19 protein-coding genes and 1 pseudogene are annotated in these 15647 nt (G+C 71.7%); 11 read left to right on the top strand and 9 right to left on the bottom strand.

The genetic code is table 11. The features are described from left to right. Positions 1 to 47: 47 nt before the first annotated feature. Both JAO84_RS23060 and JAO84_RS23065 read right to left on the bottom strand, forming a co-directional pair. A complete protein-coding gene (locus JAO84_RS23060) occupies positions 48 to 260 on the bottom strand; it encodes an acyl-CoA carboxylase subunit epsilon (RefSeq protein ID WP_265868139.1) in 213 nt (70 codons plus the stop codon). A gap of 29 nt (positions 261 to 289) precedes the next feature. Next, positions 290 to 1894: an acyl-CoA carboxylase subunit beta gene (locus JAO84_RS23065; protein WP_370414555.1), complete on the bottom strand. Its 1605-nt coding sequence runs from the start codon at positions 1892 to 1894 to the stop codon at positions 290 to 292. A 134-nt stretch (positions 1895 to 2028) separates the two neighbouring features. Here JAO84_RS23065 and JAO84_RS23070 point away from each other — a divergent pair, with 134 nt between their 5' ends. The 5 genes from JAO84_RS23070 to JAO84_RS23090 all read left to right on the top strand — a co-directional run bounded on the left by JAO84_RS23070 (position 2029) and on the right by JAO84_RS23090 (position 7031). After that, positions 2029 to 2880 (top strand): biotin--[acetyl-CoA-carboxylase] ligase, encoded by an 852-nt coding sequence (locus tag JAO84_RS23070; RefSeq protein WP_370414556.1) that lies wholly within the window; start codon positions 2029 to 2031, stop codon positions 2878 to 2880. A gap of 157 nt (positions 2881 to 3037) precedes the next feature. Next, on the top strand, positions 3038 to 4216 hold the full coding sequence (locus JAO84_RS23075; protein ID WP_370414557.1) for an adenylate/guanylate cyclase domain-containing protein: 1179 nt from the start codon (positions 3038 to 3040) through the stop codon (positions 4214 to 4216). Positions 4217 to 4284: 68 nt separating this feature from the next. After that, complete coding sequence (locus JAO84_RS23080; protein WP_370414558.1) at positions 4285 to 5088, top strand: enoyl-CoA hydratase/isomerase family protein; 804 nt, start codon at positions 4285 to 4287, stop codon at positions 5086 to 5088. Between the two features lie 116 nt (positions 5089 to 5204). Then, positions 5205 to 6320, top strand: a complete 1116-nt coding sequence (locus tag JAO84_RS23085) for a diguanylate cyclase domain-containing protein (protein WP_370414559.1) — start codon at positions 5205 to 5207, stop codon at positions 6318 to 6320. A 69-nt stretch (positions 6321 to 6389) separates the two neighbouring features. Continuing rightward, a complete protein-coding gene (locus tag JAO84_RS23090; RefSeq protein ID WP_370414560.1) occupies positions 6390 to 7031 on the top strand; it encodes a hypothetical protein in 642 nt (213 codons plus the stop codon). Here JAO84_RS23090 and JAO84_RS23095 read toward each other — a convergent pair. From JAO84_RS23095 to JAO84_RS23110, 4 genes are all read right to left on the bottom strand, one after another. Then, positions 7028 to 7912: a hypothetical protein gene (locus JAO84_RS23095; protein WP_370414561.1), complete on the bottom strand. Its 885-nt coding sequence runs from the start codon at positions 7910 to 7912 to the stop codon at positions 7028 to 7030. The genes JAO84_RS23090 and JAO84_RS23095 overlap by 4 nt on opposite strands. Before the next feature lie 61 nt (positions 7913 to 7973). After that, positions 7974 to 9191: a methyltransferase domain-containing protein gene (locus tag JAO84_RS23100; RefSeq protein WP_370414562.1), complete on the bottom strand. Its 1218-nt coding sequence runs from the start codon at positions 9189 to 9191 to the stop codon at positions 7974 to 7976. A 6-nt stretch (positions 9192 to 9197) separates the two neighbouring features. Beyond that, positions 9198 to 9530, bottom strand: a complete 333-nt coding sequence (locus tag JAO84_RS23105) for a hypothetical protein (protein ID WP_370414563.1) — start codon at positions 9528 to 9530, stop codon at positions 9198 to 9200. A gap of 20 nt (positions 9531 to 9550) precedes the next feature. Continuing rightward, entirely contained in the window at positions 9551 to 9787 is a 237-nt protein-coding gene (locus tag JAO84_RS23110; RefSeq protein ID WP_370414564.1) for a hypothetical protein, read from the bottom strand. Between the two features lie 109 nt (positions 9788 to 9896). Here JAO84_RS23110 and JAO84_RS23115 point away from each other — a divergent pair, with 109 nt between their 5' ends. Genes JAO84_RS23115 through JAO84_RS23125 form a run of 3 tightly spaced genes read left to right on the top strand, consistent with a single transcriptional unit; the run spans position 9897 to position 11455 of the window. Beyond that, positions 9897 to 10706, top strand: coding sequence for a Scr1 family TA system antitoxin-like transcriptional regulator (locus tag JAO84_RS23115; protein WP_370414565.1), 810 nt, complete (start codon positions 9897 to 9899; stop codon positions 10704 to 10706). Beyond that, positions 10699 to 10896, top strand: coding sequence for a DUF397 domain-containing protein (locus JAO84_RS23120; RefSeq protein WP_370414566.1), 198 nt, complete (start codon positions 10699 to 10701; stop codon positions 10894 to 10896). The genes JAO84_RS23115 and JAO84_RS23120 overlap by 8 nt, the downstream gene beginning before the upstream one ends. Before the next feature lie 10 nt (positions 10897 to 10906). Further along, positions 10907 to 11455 carry a GntR family transcriptional regulator gene (locus JAO84_RS23125; RefSeq protein ID WP_370414567.1) on the top strand — a complete coding sequence of 183 codons (549 nt, stop codon included), beginning with the start codon at positions 10907 to 10909 and terminating at the stop codon, positions 11453 to 11455. Here the strand turns inward: JAO84_RS23125 and JAO84_RS23130 are convergent. Further along, on the bottom strand, positions 11424 to 11954 hold the full coding sequence (locus tag JAO84_RS23130) for a DUF3291 domain-containing protein (RefSeq protein ID WP_370414568.1): 531 nt from the start codon (positions 11952 to 11954) through the stop codon (positions 11424 to 11426). The genes JAO84_RS23125 and JAO84_RS23130 overlap by 32 nt on opposite strands. Positions 11955 to 12133: 179 nt before the next feature. Here JAO84_RS23130 and JAO84_RS23135 point away from each other — a divergent pair, with 179 nt between their 5' ends. Next, a complete protein-coding gene (locus JAO84_RS23135; RefSeq protein WP_370414569.1) occupies positions 12134 to 12385 on the top strand; it encodes a hypothetical protein in 252 nt (83 codons plus the stop codon). Here the strand turns inward: JAO84_RS23135 and JAO84_RS23140 are convergent. Continuing rightward, on the bottom strand, positions 12382 to 12960 hold the full coding sequence (locus JAO84_RS23140) for a DinB family protein (protein WP_370414570.1): 579 nt from the start codon (positions 12958 to 12960) through the stop codon (positions 12382 to 12384). The genes JAO84_RS23135 and JAO84_RS23140 overlap by 4 nt on opposite strands. Then, positions 12957 to 14216 carry an MFS transporter gene (locus JAO84_RS23145; RefSeq protein ID WP_370414571.1) on the bottom strand — a complete coding sequence of 420 codons (1260 nt, stop codon included), beginning with the start codon at positions 14214 to 14216 and terminating at the stop codon, positions 12957 to 12959. The genes JAO84_RS23140 and JAO84_RS23145 overlap by 4 nt, the downstream gene beginning before the upstream one ends. Before the next feature lie 88 nt (positions 14217 to 14304). Between JAO84_RS23145 and JAO84_RS23150 the strand changes: the two genes are divergently transcribed. Further along, positions 14305 to 15297, top strand: coding sequence for an ArsR/SmtB family transcription factor (locus JAO84_RS23150; RefSeq protein WP_370414572.1), 993 nt, complete (start codon positions 14305 to 14307; stop codon positions 15295 to 15297). 76 nt (positions 15298 to 15373) lie between these two features. Then, positions 15374 to 15637 (top strand): annotated as a pseudogene (locus JAO84_RS23155) (VOC family protein); the annotation flags it as partial. Between the last annotated feature and the right edge of the window lie 10 nt (positions 15638 to 15647).

A 15647-nucleotide genomic window follows, 5' to 3' on the forward strand; every position in this document is an offset into this window, starting at 1 on the left:
AAGGGATCCGGCCTTCGCCGTACGAACGTGTCCGCGTACCGACGTGACTAGACGGGCCAGTAGGACCGCGCCCACGACCGCGGGCCCGGCCGCGGCCGGACGCTGCGGGCGATGCGGGCCGGGTCGGACCAGCCCTCGGGGAGCTTCGGGCCGTCGCCCGCGGCGGCAGCCGCCGCCGTGGCCGCGGCCCGGGCCTGGACCACCGCCAGGGCGGCGGCCAGCTCCTCCGGGGTCGGGTTGCCTCGTACGACCTTGATCACAACGGCTCCTTGAGGTCTCGGTCCAGGTCCTAGAGGGGGATGTTGCCGTGCTTCTTCGGAGGCAGGGATTCCCGCTTCGTACGCAGCTGACGCAGCCCCTTGACGATCTGCGGGCGGGTCTCGGACGGCAGGATCACCCCGTCGATGTAGCCGCGCTCGGCCGCGATGTACGGGTTGAGCAGGGTGTCCTCGTACTCCTGGATGAGCCGGGTGCGCACCGCCTCGATGTCCTCGCCGTTCGCCTCCGCCTCGGCCAGCGTGCGCCGGTGCAGGATGTTGACCGCGCCCTGCGCGCCCATGACGGCGATCTGCGCGGTCGGCCAGGCCAGGTTGAGGTCGGCGCCCAGGTGCTTGGAGCCCATGACGTCGTACGCGCCGCCGAAGGCCTTGCGGGTGATGACCGTGATCAGCGGGACGGTCGCCTCGGCGTACGCGTAGATCAGCTTCGCGCCGCGCCGGATGATGCCCTCGTGCTCCTGGCCGACGCCCGGCAGGAAGCCCGGCACGTCGACGAAGGTGAGGACGGGGATGTTGAAGGCGTCGCAGGTGCGGACGAAGCGCGCGGCCTTCTCGCTCGCGCCGATGTCGAGGCAACCGGCGAACTGCATCGGCTGGTTGGCGACCACGCCGACCGGGAAGCCCTCGACACGGCCGAAGCCGGTCAGGATGTTCGGCGCGAACAGCGCCTGGGTCTCCAGGAATTCGCCGTCGTCGAGGACGTGCTCGATGACGGTGTGCATGTCGTACGGCTGGTTCGCCGAGTCCGGGATCAGCGTGTCGAGCTCGCGGTCCTCGTCCGACGCCTCGGTCTCGGCGACCTCCGGGAAGGCGGGCGGCTCGGACAGGTTGTTCGAAGGCAGGTAGGACAGAAGGGACTTGACGTACTCGATCGCGTCCTTCTCGTCGCCCGACATGTGGTGGGCCACGCCCGAGGTCGAGTTGTGGGTGCGCGCGCCGCCCAGCTCCTCGAAGCCCACGTCCTCGCCGGTCACCGTCTTGATGACGTCGGGTCCGGTGATGAACATGTGCGAGGTCTGGTCCACCATCACCGTGAAGTCGGTGATCGCGGGCGAGTACACCGCGCCGCCCGCGCACGGGCCGACGATCAGCGAGATCTGCGGGATCACGCCGGACGCGTGGGTGTTGCGGCGGAAGATCTCGCCGTACATGCCGAGCGCGCTCACGCCCTCCTGGATGCGGGCGCCGCCGGAGTCGTTGATGCCGACGACCGGGCAGCCCGTCTTCAGGGCGAAGTCCATGACCTTGATGATCTTCTGGCCGTAGGTCTCGCCGAGCGCGCCGCCGAAGACGGTGAAGTCCTGCGAGAAGACCGCGACCGGGCGCCCGTCCACGGTGCCGTAGCCGGTGACGACGCCGTCGCCGTACGGCCGGTTCTTCTCCAGGCCGAAGTTGGTCGACCGGTGCCGGGCCAGCTCGTCCAGCTCCACGAACGAACCTTCGTCGAGCAGCAGTGCGATCCGCTCCCGCGCGGTCAGCTTCCCCTTCGCGTGCTGCTTCTCCACCGCCCGCTCGGAACCGGCGTGGGTGGCCTCGCCGATCCGGCGCTGCAGATCCGCGATCTTGCCCGCGGTCGTGTGAATGTCGATCTGGTGGTGCTCTGCCGGCTCGGACATCGGGATGCGGCTCCCTGCCTGGTCACGGGGGGTTCGTTGACTACGAATGGGCTACTGCCCTGCTACTGACCCGTAGCGTATCGGCGTCGATACGGTTCGGCAGTGCGGCGTTTGCCACACCTACGCTGGCTTGCATGACGTCCTCCCAAGGCTCCGCGGGACGCTGGTCCGACCTCGACCGGCCCCCTCTGAACGCTCCCGCCCTGCGCCACGCCCTCGTGCTCCCCGGCGGACTGTGGACCTCCCTCGATGTCGTCGAGTCCACCGGTTCCACCAACTCCGACCTCGCCGCCCGCGCCGACGAACTCCCCGAGGGCGCGGTACTCGTCGCCGAGCAGCAGACCTCCGGACGCGGCCGGCTCGACCGCACCTGGACCGCCCCCGCCCGCTCCGGCATCTTCGTCTCCGTCCTCCTCAAGCCCGCCGTGCCCGTGCACCGCTGGGGCTGGCTGCCGCTGCTCACCGGAGTCGCCGCCGCGACCGGCCTCGGCAAGGCCGCCGGCGCCGCGCTCTCCCTCAAGTGGCCCAACGACCTCCTGGTGAAGGTCGGCGGCGAGGAACGCAAGACCGGCGGCATCCTCGCCGAGCGGGCCGGCGCCGACGGCGTCGTCGTCGGCCTCGGCATCAATGTCACCCTCCGTGAGGACGAGCTCCCGGTGCCCGCCGCCGGCTCGCTGCTCCTCGCCGACGCCGTCTCCACCGACCGCGACACCCTGCTGCGGGCCGTCCTGCGCTCCCTGGAGCAGTGGTACGGCGACTGGGTACGGGCCGACGGCGACCCCGCCGCCTCGGGCCTCCAGCAGGCCTACGAGGCGGGCTGCGCGACCCTCGGCCGCCGGGTCCGCGCCGACCTGCCCGGCGAGCGGATGCTGGAGGGCGACGCGGTCGGCGTCGACGGCGACGGACGGCTCGTCGTCGAGACGGAGGGCGGCGGTACGGAGGCGGTCGCGGCCGGCGACATCGTCCATCTGAGGGCCGCCGACTGAGCGCTCTTCCACCCGAACCGGTCCCGTACGTCGTGGTGTGGGACCGGTTCGGGGGCCGGTTCGGGCGTGAGCCAGCACACACCTGTCGTATCGTTGAGCGCGATCCACGCGACAGATCGGCAGGACAAGTGGGCAGGGAACGGGCAGGAGGCGGCCGGTGACCGTCGACGACGCGAGCAACGGCGCCGACGACGCGGACAACGGCGCCGGGGCCGAGGCCGAAGAGCCACCCCCCACCCCCACGTACCCGACACCCCACCATGTCGTCGACCACACGGCCGAGCCGACCGACGACCCCCTCGCGATCCGCCTCGAACAGCTCATCCTCGGCGCCGACCGCCGCTACACGCCCTTCCAGGCCGCCCGCACCGCCGGCGTCTCCATGGAGCTCGCCTCCCGCTTCTGGCGCGCCATGGGCTTCGCCGACATCGGCCAGGCCAAGGCGCTCACCGAGGCCGACGTCCTCGCGCTGCGCCGGCTCGCCGGTCTCGTCGAGGCCGGGCTGCTCAGCGAGCCGATGGCCGTGCAGGTCGCCCGCTCCACCGGCCAGACCACCGCGCGCCTCGCCGAATGGCAGATCGACTCCTTCCTGGAGGGCCTCACCGATCCGCCCGAGCCCGGCATGACCCGCGCCGAGGTCACGTACCCCCTGGTCGAGCTGCTGCTGCCCGAGCTGGAGGAGTTCCTGATCTACGTGTGGCGCCGCCAGCTCGCCGCCGCCACCGGCCGGGTCGTGCAGGCCGCCGACGACGAGGAGATGGTCGACCGGCGGCTCGCGGTCGGCTTCGCCGACCTCGTCGGCTTCACCCGGCTCACCCGCCGCCTGGAGGAGGAGGAGCTCGGCGAGCTCGTCGAGGCCTTCGAGACCACCTGCGCCGACCTGGTCGCCGCGCACGGCGGCCGGCTCATCAAGACCCTCGGCGACGAGGTCCTCTACTGCGCCGACGACGCCGGCACGGCCGCCGAGATCGGCCTGCGGCTCATCGAGACCCTCAGCCACGACGAGACCATGCCCGCGCTCCGCGTCGGCCTCGCCTTCGGCGCGGTCACGACCCGGATGGGCGACGTCTTCGGCACGACCGTGAACCTGGCCAGCCGGCTCACCTCGATAGCGCCCAAGGACGCCGTCCTGGTCGACAGCTCCCTCGCCGAGGAGCTGACCAGGGCCGGCGCGGCGCCCGTCTCCGAGACGCAGGCGGCGGAGGAGGCCGCCCGCGCCGAGAAGGAGGGCGACAAGGCGCCCACGTACCGCTTCGCGCTCCAGCCGATGTGGCAGCGACCGGTGCGTGGACTGGGTGTCGTGGAGCCCTGGCTGCTGAGCCGCCGTCCCACCTAAGATCTGCGGTGAACAGCCGTTAACAGCCGTTAACAGGCTTCGGCCGGGGACCGGGAGGGTGGACGACGATGTCCGAGCAGTCCGAGCAGCGCTTTGGTGAGTTCGTGGCGGTACGGAAGGACGAGCGCGGGCATGTCGCCGAGCTCGTCCTGGACCGGCCCAAGGCGATGAACGCGGTCTCCTCGGAGATGGCCCGCTCCATCGGCGCCGCCTGCGCCGCGCTCGCCGCCGACCCGGCCGTCCGGGTCACGGTCGTCACCTCCTCCAACGACCGGGCCTTCTGCGTCGGCGCCGACCTCAAGGAGCGCAACTCCTTCAGCGACGCCGAGCTGGTCCGGCAGCGGCCGGTCGCCCGCGCCGCGTACACCGGCGTCCTGGAACTGCCGATGCCGACCGTCGCGGCCGTGCACGGCTTCGCGCTCGGCGGGGGTTACGAGCTGGCGCTGGCCTGCGACGTGATCGTGGCGGACGCGAGCACCGTCGTGGGCCTGCCCGAGGTCTCGGTGGGCGTGATCCCCGGCGGCGGCGGCACCCAGCTGCTGCCGCGCCGGGTGGGCGCCGCCCGGGCCGCCGAGCTGGTCTTCACGGCCCGCCGGGTGGAGGCCGCCGAGGCCCGCGAGCTGGGGCTCGTGGACCTCGTGGAGCGCGACGCCAAGGTGGCCGCGATGGAGCTCGCCGCCCGGATCGCGGTGAACTCGCCGGTCGGCCTGCGCGCCGCCAAGAAGGCCATGCGGCTCGGCCAGGGCCTGGACCTGCGGGCGGGCCTTGAGGTCGAGGACGCGGCCTGGAGGTCGGTGGCCTTCTCCGGGGACCGGGCGGAGGGCGTCGCGGCGTTCAACGAGAAGCGGAAGCCGGAGTGGCCGGGCGAGTGAGTGCGGGGAGCTGGGCAGGGCGCCGCTCGTGTGCAATTGCTCCCGATTTTCACTATATGTAACTTTCTGTGACGTCTCGGAAGGGAAAACGGATCATTCCTCCCTAAGCTGGAGGAATGGGTGAGGACGTGCGGCTGCGGGCCGTAGTGGCGCTGGCTCAGGCGATGGCGGCGGCGCACACTCCGCGGGAGTTCTGGCGGGCCGCCGCGCTGGGCGCCTGCGAGGGGCTCGGCGGCAGCTTCGCCGCGCTCTCGGTCTGGGAGCGCGACCACGGCCGGCTGAAGGTCCTGGTGAACGCCGGGTCGCGGGCGGAGGGCGAGGAGGAGTTCCCCGACGCCGAGACGTACCCGGTGCACCAGTTCCCGGAGATCACTGAGTTCCTGCACGAGCAGTGGGCGGGCGGCGGCGAGCCCGACGCCTGGGTGGAGACCGCCGACGACCGGGTCCCCACCGGCCGGGTCACCGGCCTGCGGCGGCGCGGGCGCGGCTGCTGCGTGGTCGCGCCGATCGTGCTGCACGGGCGGGCCTGGGGCGAGCTGTACGTGGCGCGCCCGGCCGGCGCGCAGCCCTTCGACCGCGACGACGCCGACTTCGCCACCGTCCTCGCCGCCGTCGTGGCGGCCGGCATCGCCCAGGCCGAGCGCCTGGAGGAGGTCCGCAAGCTCGCCTTCACGGACCCGCTGACCGGCCTCGCCAACCGCCGGGCGGTCGACGCCCGGCTCGACGAGGCGATCGAGCGCTACCGCGAGGACGGCTCCGTCGTGAGCCTCCTCGTCTGCGACCTCAACGGCCTCAAGCGCGTCAACGACACCCACGGCCACGCCGTCGGTGACCGCCTCCTGGAACGGTTCGGCTCCGTCCTCTCCCGCTGCGGCGCCATGCTCCCCGGTGCCCTCGCGGCCCGCCTCGGCGGCGACGAGTTCTGCCTGCTGTCCGTCGGCCCGACGGCCGACGAGGTCGTCGCCGTCGCCGAGGAGCTGTGCGTACGGGCCGCGGAGCTGGAGCTCGGCGAGGGCGTCGCCTGCGGAGTCGCCTCCACCGGCGACCCCATCGGCCCCCTCAAGTCCGCCCGCCGCCTCTTCCGCCTCGCCGACGCCGCCCAGTACCAGGCGAAGGCCGCCCGCTCGTCGAAACCGGTCGTCGCGGGCCGCGACGGCACGGTGATCCGCCTGGCGGACGCCCCGCCGGGGGCGCGGGACCGGCGACGGTTCAGGGACGCGCCGCCGAGGTGACCCGGCCCGTTCGCCCGAACTCCGTGATATTCAAGTGCGGCTGACGGTAGATCATGAACGGGGTGAACGATGCTTCAGAGGACACGTGGTGCGGTCATAGGGGCGGCGCTGGTGCTGGCGCTGGCGGGCTGCTCGGGCGGCGGCGCGGATGGCGGGGACGGCGGGAAGGGCGGAAGCGGGGGCGGCGGCGTGGCCGACGCGCCGTTCAACCCGTCCCAGGTGGCCCAGGCCATCCCGAGCAAGCTCGCCGCCCCGAAGGGCTGGAACGCCCAGGAACCGCGCGTCCTCGACGGAAGCGCCGCCCAGCAGCAGTGCCAGACGCAGGGCCAGTGGAACTGCGCCGGGCTCACCGCTCAGGCGACGACCCGGCAGGCCGACTACGAGACGAACGGCGACAAGGACGTGGACGTGCTGTTCACCCTCCTCGCCTACGACTCCGTCGACAACGCCAAGGCGGGCCTGAAGGCGGCGGTCGCCGAGACCCACAAGGACGCGAACGCCAAGACCACACCGCTGACCCTGGACGCCGGCGCCGACGAGACGGACGCCTTCACGGAGGAGGGATACGCGACCGTGTCGCTGCGCGTCGGCTCCGTCGTGGCCGTGATGTTCGGCGAGAACCTCCCCAAGGATCACGACATCCAGTCCTTCGCCAAGCTCCAGGTCGACCGCATCACCACGTCCGCGACCGGCAAGAACCCGGACGCCTAGCCGACGCCCGCCGCCTCTTCCGCGCATTGGCGGCACAGTGTCTCGTCGCCGACGGGCCGGAAGAGCGTGGCTTGGGCGTGCTGGCCTTCGCATTCCCGGGTTTCGGCGAGTCGGGCGGAGATTCCGGGTCCGGTGGGTGGTGGGGGCTGCGGGGGCGCCACTGGCGGGATCGCGCGGAGTAGGTAGCGGACGAGCCCGCCGGGTCGGTGTACGGGCGTGTCGCCGCCGGGCAGGCCGCGGAGGAGGTGGGCGTGGATGGCGGCGGAGGTGTGTCCGGCGGCGAGCCAGGCGGCGGCGAGTCGGGCGAGTTCGTCGCGCATGCCGGGCGGGATGTGCTTGAGGGCGGGGGAGAGGAGGGGCAGCGTGCCGACGACGGCGCGGGCCTCTTCGGGGACATCCGGTGTCGGCTCCGGCTCGGGATCCGGCTCGGGGGGAAGGATGGAGTTGTCCTCCCCTAGGTGTTCATCCTTTGGATAACCGTCGGTGGGCCGGGGTGTCGGCTCACCGACCGTCGGATTTACGGGACTCGGTGGCGTCCGTCCGAGCAGCTTGGCGGCCTGGGCCTCGCTCAACGGCCGGTTGGACACGAGCTGTTGTGTCACCCACCGCCCACCGGGTCCTTGGACCCGCCGCTCGTGGACGAAGCCCGCCGCCTTCAGCTGCCGCTTGGCCCGGGTGAACGCGCATGCCCCGATCCGGGCTTTTTCGGCCGTTCGGGAGAGTGACTCGCGGGCGCCTTCGGGGAGGGAAAGCTGCCAGGTCAGGAGGCGTACGGCGTCGGAGTTGAGGCTCGGATGCCGGATGAGGTCGTGCGAGAACTGGGTGAAGCCGCGCGAGGGCGCGATAAAGTGCCGGTACATCACGGTGGAGTCGTCTTCCACTAGTGGTCTAGGCCCTCGCGGATGGGTGCGAACCATCTGAGAGGGCCGTTTTGCGTGAACGCTACCGCACGGAGAGTGGCGGTATGAACGCATCGAGTGAATATGCCACTTGTGGGTGATCGCCCTGGCCATCCAGCCAGACCGTCTGCGCCGCCCCCGCCCCAACGCTCAACCCGAACCTCCCGAACCCGGGCCGCCCTTCCCGTACCCACCACTCGTACGCCGCCTCCGTCTCGTCCCAGAGCCGGCGCGGCCCGCCCTGTACGACCTCGAACTCCCCGGCGCCGGGCTCGTAGTCGGCCGAGGCCCAGGACTCCGCGTCGTCCGTGTCGTACGTCCACAGCGTGTACGCGCCGTCGTCGTACCGCTCGACCGTCCAGAACGCGTGCCGTACGCGCAGTCCGATCACGAACTGCTCAAGCCATCCGCCGACTTCGGCGGGCGAGAGTGTCTTCTTGCTCCGGACACCGTCCGCCGGCCATTCCCGTCCCCGGAAGTAGGCGTCGTGGGAGGGCAGTTCGGGCCGCTGCTGTCTGAGCCGCATGAACGCGCTGGAGCGGGTGAAGTGCCCGCTCGCGGTGCCGTCCTCGCCGACGGTGAGCCGGACGACGGCTTCGCCGCCGTAGGTAGTGCCCCAGGGGGCGACGACGATCCCGCCGGGGACGGTCTGCTCGACCCAGGCGGGAGGGATGTACCCGACGGAGCAGGTGGCGATGACGCGGTCGTACGGGGCGAGTCCCGCGTGCCCGAGCCTTCCGTCCCCCACGATCAGCGTGGGATCGAGGCCGCTCTTGCGCAGGCGCTCGGCGGCCCCCGCAGCCACGACCGGGTCGTACTCGACGGAGACGAGGTGGCCCAACGGCCTGAGCCGGTGGGAGAGCAGCCCGGCGTTCCACCCCGTACCGGTGCCGATCTCCAGGACCCTGTGCCCGTCCTGGACATCGAGATCGGCCAGCATCGTGCACACCATGCTGGGTTGTGAGCTGCTGCTCGACGGGCGGGTGCCGAGGGAATCGCCGGTGTGTGCGCCGTCGTCCCATTGGGTGGTCAGCGGGATGTCGGAGTAGACGGCCGTCCGCCAGCCGGCGGGGTCGGCGGCGCGGTCCACCAAGGCCTGCTGCCGGGTGCCGTCCGCGATCCCTGGCCAGATCCGGTCCGGCGCGAACGCCTCCCGGGGGACGGCCTCAAAGCTGCGCACCCAGTCGGACCGCAGAGCGCCGGACGCGATGAGCGCGGAGACGAGCCCCGAGGGACCCGCCTCCTCCGTACGCGCATCCACCGGCTGCTACTTCGCGGGGCCGGAGCCGTCGGACGGGTTCCCGCCTCTCGTCTCCGAGCCCCCGCCGCCATGCCCGCGTCCGCTGCTGCTGTCGTCCTGCTGGCTGCCGCCCTGCCCGCTGCCGGTACCGCCGCCGTGCTTCGCCATCTTGTGCACTCCGTTCGTGGTGATGATCCTTACCGCTCCGCGCGGGGTCAGGCTCTGACGCTCCTCCGGGCTCGCCGCCCAGCACTGGCTGAGGGCCGCCTCCCAGGTGTGACCGCTGGGGCGGACCAGGATGACGGAGTCCCCGTGCACGCAGTGCACCCTGCCCGTCAGGGCCCGGGCCGCGTCCGTCACGATGTCCCCCGTCCGGTACCTCACCCCGCCCTCCGAGCCGCGTGCAGCACGGCGGTCAGCCGCTTGGCCGCGCCTACGGACACGACCCCGAGCCCGAACGCGTGCGTGTCCCCGCCGGGCCCGCGCGTCACGTCGCGGTACAGCCCGCTCGTGGGAAGGCCGGCGCCTTCCATGGCGGCCTTGAGCCCCCGGAAGACCTGGGCGGCCTCGGCCTCGGAGATGGGGCGGATGGGGGGTGAGTTCGTGGAAGTGCTCATGGAGGGCTCTCCTTCTGGTCGTTCTCCTCCGGAACACCTCCACGATGACGTGGAGTGACCTACGCTCACTAGGAGTTTGGTTTCCGGAGCGGATCGGGAAACGAGGCATATGCCAGCCGAGAACGAGATCGACCCGAGCGAGAGCCTGGAGAGCTTCATCGCCGCCAAGGTCCGGGACGCGCGGAAGGCCCGTGGGTGGCGACAGGTGGACCTGGCCGCGAAGGTGTTCAGCAGTACGACCCGGATCTCCGAGATCGAGAACGGGGACCCGCCGGATTTGAAGCTGGGGCGGCAGATCGACCAGGTTCTCGACCTGGGCGGAAGGCTGACGAACCTGCTGGTGATCCGCGACCGGGTCGCCTTTCGCGACTACGCGCAGGGGTTCCTGAGGGACCAGGCGAGGGCGCGGGCCATCTACGAGTTCTCCCTGGTGGTCCCCGGCCTGCTACAGACCCCGGACTACGCGCGAGCGATCATGAGCTTGGAGGATCCGGACGGAGTCACTGACGTCGAGGGGTCCGTGCAGCGGCGAGTGGAACGCCAAGCGGTGTTCCAGGGGCCGAATCCGCCCTGGCTGTGGGTCGTACTCGACGAGTCCGCGCTCACGAAGGTCATGGGGTCGAAGAAGGTCATGCGTGAGCAGATCGAGTGGCTGCTGGAAGCCACCGAGAAGCCGTACATCAACGTGCAGGTCCTGCGTACCGACCGTGCCGTCATCCGCGGATCGGTGAGCCTGCTGACCCTTCCCTCGGGTGAACGTACCGCCTATACCGAGGGGTTCGGTACCGGCCGCTACATGGTCGAAGCGGCAGAGGTCGCCACCTTCCAGAAGATCTATGATCGGCTGCACGCCGACGCCCTCGGGGTCGATGAATCAAGAGAGTTCATGCGTGACGCACTGGGGATGCACGATGACTGAGCCGATATGGCGCAAGAGCACGTACAGCGGCAACAACGACAACTGCGTCGAGGTCGCCGACAACGTTCCCCGCATCGTCCGCGTCCGCGACACCAAGGACCACGCCCAGGGCGAACTCACCGCCACCCCCGCCGCCTGGACCACCTTCCTCACGTTCGCCCGTATGCACGGCGTCCGAGGGCTCAACTAGCCTGCTGGTTATGTCGAGCGACGAGGCGTGGATCAGTGAGACCGCGCCGTACCTGGCGCCGCGCGGGCCTGGCCAGAGCGATGCGTGGACCGAAGAAGCCGCTCGCCGTGGGCGTCGGGGCGGGCAACGTCTGCTCCAGGCGAGCGAAGTGGACGCCCCCGAGGTTGTCCGTGCCGCGCTGCAGCTGCCCACCGGTGAGCGCGTGATCGTCAGGCGTCGGTTGATCCTGCTCGATGAGCAGCCCGTAGAGCTGGCCGACTCCTACTACCCCGTCTCCATCGCAGGCGGCACGCCACTCGCGAAGCCGGGCAAGGTGCGCGGCGGCGCGGTCACCCTGCTCAAGGAGTTGGGGTACACCGGTGCCGAGGTGGTGGAGGACGTGAGCGCCGCGCTCGCCACTGCGGAGGAGTGTGAGCTTTTGGGCCTGCCCGAGGGAAGCGCGGTCCTGCGCCTGCTACGTCTGACACGGACCGCCGACGGGACGCCGATGGAGGCCGCCCTCATGGCCATGCCGGACGGCAGGCATCTCACCTATCGGCTGGGGTTCCGTCCGGGGTGAAGGGGCGCTGGAAGGTGAAGGCGTGCGGTGCCGTGCCGTGGGTGTGGACGTGCTCCAGGCGGGAGACGCCGTCGTGCCAGGTGGGGGTCGCGCCGGCGGGGACCCACCAGAGGACGTGGCTCGGGCGTCCGGTCCGCTCGAACCAGTCGTGGCGCCTGTTGAGCGCCTGACGGTGCAGGCCGGTGTAGATGGCGTCGAAGGCGGAGGGCAGGTCGGTCCAGAGGGAGAGGGTCGCGTCCATGGCGGTGGTCGCGGCCGTACGGCCCTTGTCGTACCAGGTCGGTACGACGAACTCGCCCCACGCACCCCAGTCCAGGTCGAAGTGCGTGCCCTGGCCGGCGTCGGCCGGTTGCGCGCGAGTGAGGTAGCCGGGGTGCCGGCTGATCTCCGGGTAGATAGCCATGCCGCTGTCGTGGAGTTCGCGGGTGAGGGGTGTGGGATCGGCGAGCGGCGACTTCAGGACGCCGAAGGTGTAGAGGGCAAGGCGGGGGTGGGGCACGTGTCTCTCCCGGATGGCTCGGCCTGCAGGAACTCCCGTGCGACCGTGGGTGATCGCCGAGGACCACGTGAAGGTAGCCGTCTCCGCGGACCTTGTCGAAGTTGCGTTTTTCCTGCCCAAGTGGCCTCCCGTACCGGCCCTTTCGGGGCTCGTCAGCTGTACTCGCTATCGTCCGTGCCATGACCTCAAGCGAGCGTGTCCTCGACCTGATCCGGACCACCCCGGACATCGGCGACGAGGCCGACGACGAGGCCGCTCGGGTGGCCGCGGCCCTGTCGCTGCGTATCGTGCCCGTCGCCGACCTCGTGGTCCGGTTGCACGCGGCCGCTTCGAGGACCGAACCGGACTACGGCGTGGCCGACGACGACGGGCAGGAGTTCGACCCACTGTTCGGCGAGTATGTGGAACCTCGCCACGGAGGCCGGCGCTAGACGCGAGCGGCGGACCTGGCGGCCTGTTCGAGCTTCGTGAAGTAGGCCGCGCGGGCCTCCTCGTCGATCGGACGCTCGTGTTCGGCGCGCAGCCCGGTCCGGCCGTCGACGCTCTCGCGCAGGATGTCGGCGTGGCCGGTGTGCCGGATGGTCTCCGTGAGGACGTGGAGGAAGACGCCGAAGAGGTCTGTGTTGGGGGAGGGCTCCGGCCACCACGGGACGTGGCCGGCGGCGTCGAGGGGGAGCGCGGTGATCGTCGCGTCCGAGTGTTCCCAGGTGCGCCGGTAGAAGGCGATGATCTCCTCGCGGGTCTCGTCCTCCGCCGCCCACTGATCGCTGCCGTCGTGGTCCTGCCATCGGCACAGCGGTTCCGGGGAGGGGCGGTCGAAGACCTCGCCGAAGTACCGGGCCTCGACGGTGGCCACGTGTTTGACCAGGCCGAGGAGGTTGGTCCCGGTCGCTGTCAGAGGGCGGCGGGCGTCGTATTCGGAGAGGCCGTCGAGTTTCCAGAGGAGCGCCTCGCGGTCCCGCCGCAGTCTCGCGTGCAGGTGGTCCTTCGCGAATTCGTCGATCATGCGGATGAGCCTTTCATGGGCTGATTGTGGTCACAGGGGTGCCAGGTGAGGATCCAGCCGGCGGCGAGCGCCGTCGCGCCGCCCGCCAGGGCGATCGCGCCGCCTGTTCCGACGCCCGCGGCCACGACGCCGAAGCAGGCCGGGCCGACGCCCTGCAGCGTCATGCCGCCGGAGCCGAGCAGGCCGAAGGCCTGGCCCTGGCCGTCCGGCGGGAGGGCGTCCAGGAACGGCCGTTGCAGGCCGAGGCCGTAGGCGAATCCGAAGCCGCAGAGCAGCAGCAGGCAGGACGAGACGCCCACGCCGGGCTCGGCGGCGAAGCCGACCAGCGGCAGGCCCATCAGCGCGATCAGCGGGACGACCAGTCGCTCGCGGGTGGGTGGCCGCAGCAGTCGACCGACCAGCAGGTCACCGACGAGCATGCCGACCGGCAGACAGGCCATCAGCACGGCGTACCAGCCGGGCGCGAAGCCGCGTGCTCCCGCGTAGGCGACGATCAGGCCTTCCGCGCCCGCGACGAACGCGGGCGGCAGCCACTGGGCCAGCATCAGGCGGCGCACCGGCCGGCCGCGCAGTAGCAGGCCGGCACCGCGCAGGCTTGCCCGTACGGCCCCGCCGTCGCCCGGGCCGCTGCCGCCGAACTCGCCCGGCTGCAGCCGGGGCAGCCGGAGGCGGACGGCGAGCGCGCAGCCGAGGTAGAGGACGGCGCTCACCGCGAGCGCCCGGCGCGGGCCGAGTACCGCGACGGCCGCACCGCCCAGCGCCAGACCGAGCAACTGCGCGCCGGAGCCGGCGATGTTGTTCAGTGAACGGCCCAGTACGTACGCGTCGCCCTCCAGCCACTGCGCGACCAGCCGGCCCGACGCGCCGCCGAACACCGGTGTGGCCAGGGCGACAAGGGCCACGACGCCGAGGCTCGCCGCGACCGGCATCCGCACCAGGGCGAGCAGCAGGGCGGCGGCGCCCTCCAACGCGTAACCGCCGGCGATGAGCGCGCGGGGCGGCAGGCGGTCGGCCAGCGAGCCAAGGAGCAGCGAGCCGAACAGCTGGGGGAGAAAGCCGATGCCGAAGGCCAGCGCGCTCAGCAGCGGGGAGCCGGTGGACGCGAAGACCAGCACCGAGAACGTGGTGATCCGCAGCGCGCCCGCGGTGATCGCGACGGTACGGGTCGAGAACAGCAGCCGGAATCGCGGCTCGGCAAGCACCTCCCGGTAGGTGGCACGGCGGTTGCCCAGTGCGGGGCCGGCGGTCGGGGTCATGACGCCCAACCTCGCCGCGTACGCACGCCGCTCACCAATGATTCGTCGCTGGACGAATCGAAACGGACGTCGCCGGTAGCCTGGCGAGGTGCTCCGCTTCGAAGTCTCCGTCGACGACCTGCTGCGCAGCCGCTTCGCCCTGTCGCCCGCGCTGGACCTCTGCCTGCTGCTGCGCTCGCTCGCCGGCCAGGACCGGCCGCTGCCGCACGCCTGGGCCGCCCGGCTCCGGCCGGCCTTCGAGCGGCTCTGCCGCGAGACCGAACTCGATGCCGTCCTCGCCCTGCACACCCCGCTGTCCGGACCGAACTTCGTCGCCCCGCCCCCGCGCGGCCTCAACCAGTCCTGGGCGGACGACCTGGCCACGATCCGGGCCACACCGCTGGAGGCGGCCCGCCAGGAGTGGGCCACCACCGCGACCGGCCCGTACGCCCGTGATCCCCGCGTACGCGCGGTCCTCGACTCGCCGGACGCCGTCCCCAGGATCGCCGAGGCGATGGACCGGGCGTGGCACAAGCTGCTCGCCGCCGACTGGCCGCAACTGCGCGCGATCTGTGAGCGCGATGTCGTGCACCGGGTGGGGGTGATCGGCGAACACGGCTGGGCCACGGCCATCGAGAGCCTGCACCCGGGCATCGCCTGGCGCGAGGGCGGCATCGAGATCGGCTTCCTCCGAGGCGGAACCATCCGCCTCGCCGGCGACGGGCTCCTGGTGATCCCTTCGGTCTTCGTCGGGCATGTCGCCGCCCACATGGAAGACCCCTGGCCCAGGACCCTGGTCTACCAGGCCCGCGGCACCGCCGCCCTGTGGGGCGAGCAGGAGACCGTCCCGCGACCGGACGCGCTGACCGCCCTGGTCGGCCGCGCCCGAGCCCGGCTGCTGCTGGCCCTTGACGCCCCGGCCAGTACCAGCCACCTCGCCCGCAGCCTCGCCATGGCACCCGGCGCGGTGGGCGACCACCTCGCCATCCTGCGCAGCGCGGGGCTGCTCGTCCGCGCCCGCTCCGGACGTTCGGTGCTCTACCGGCGTACCCCGCTCGGCGAGGCGCTGGTCGGCGGAGCACGGGTCGGCGGTTCGGGCTGAGGGCTCGGGCTGAGCGCTCGGATGAAGCGGATCGACGGGGAAGCCCGCGGGGCCCACTGGGCGAAGATCGAGCAGGCTCGAAGAGGTCCGGGCCCGGCAGATGCCGCCCACCGTGGTGTTCATCCGAGTGCCCGAGGGCAAGGCGGTGCCGAAGAACCGGCTGCACATGGACGTCAGCCCGATCGACGGCAGTACGGAGGACGAGGTGGCCCGGCTGCTCGGCCTCGGCGCCGTCACGGTGGACGTGGGCCAGGGGTCCGGGCGGAGTTGGGTGCCCATGGCGGACCCCGAGGGCAACGAGTTCTGCGTCCTGCGCACCTTGGCGCCGTCCGCGTCCTAGCCTGGCGAGC

Source organism: Streptomyces fradiae (genome assembly GCF_041270065.1).
In the GTDB taxonomy this organism is placed as follows: Bacteria; Actinomycetota; Actinomycetes; order Streptomycetales; family Streptomycetaceae; genus Streptomyces.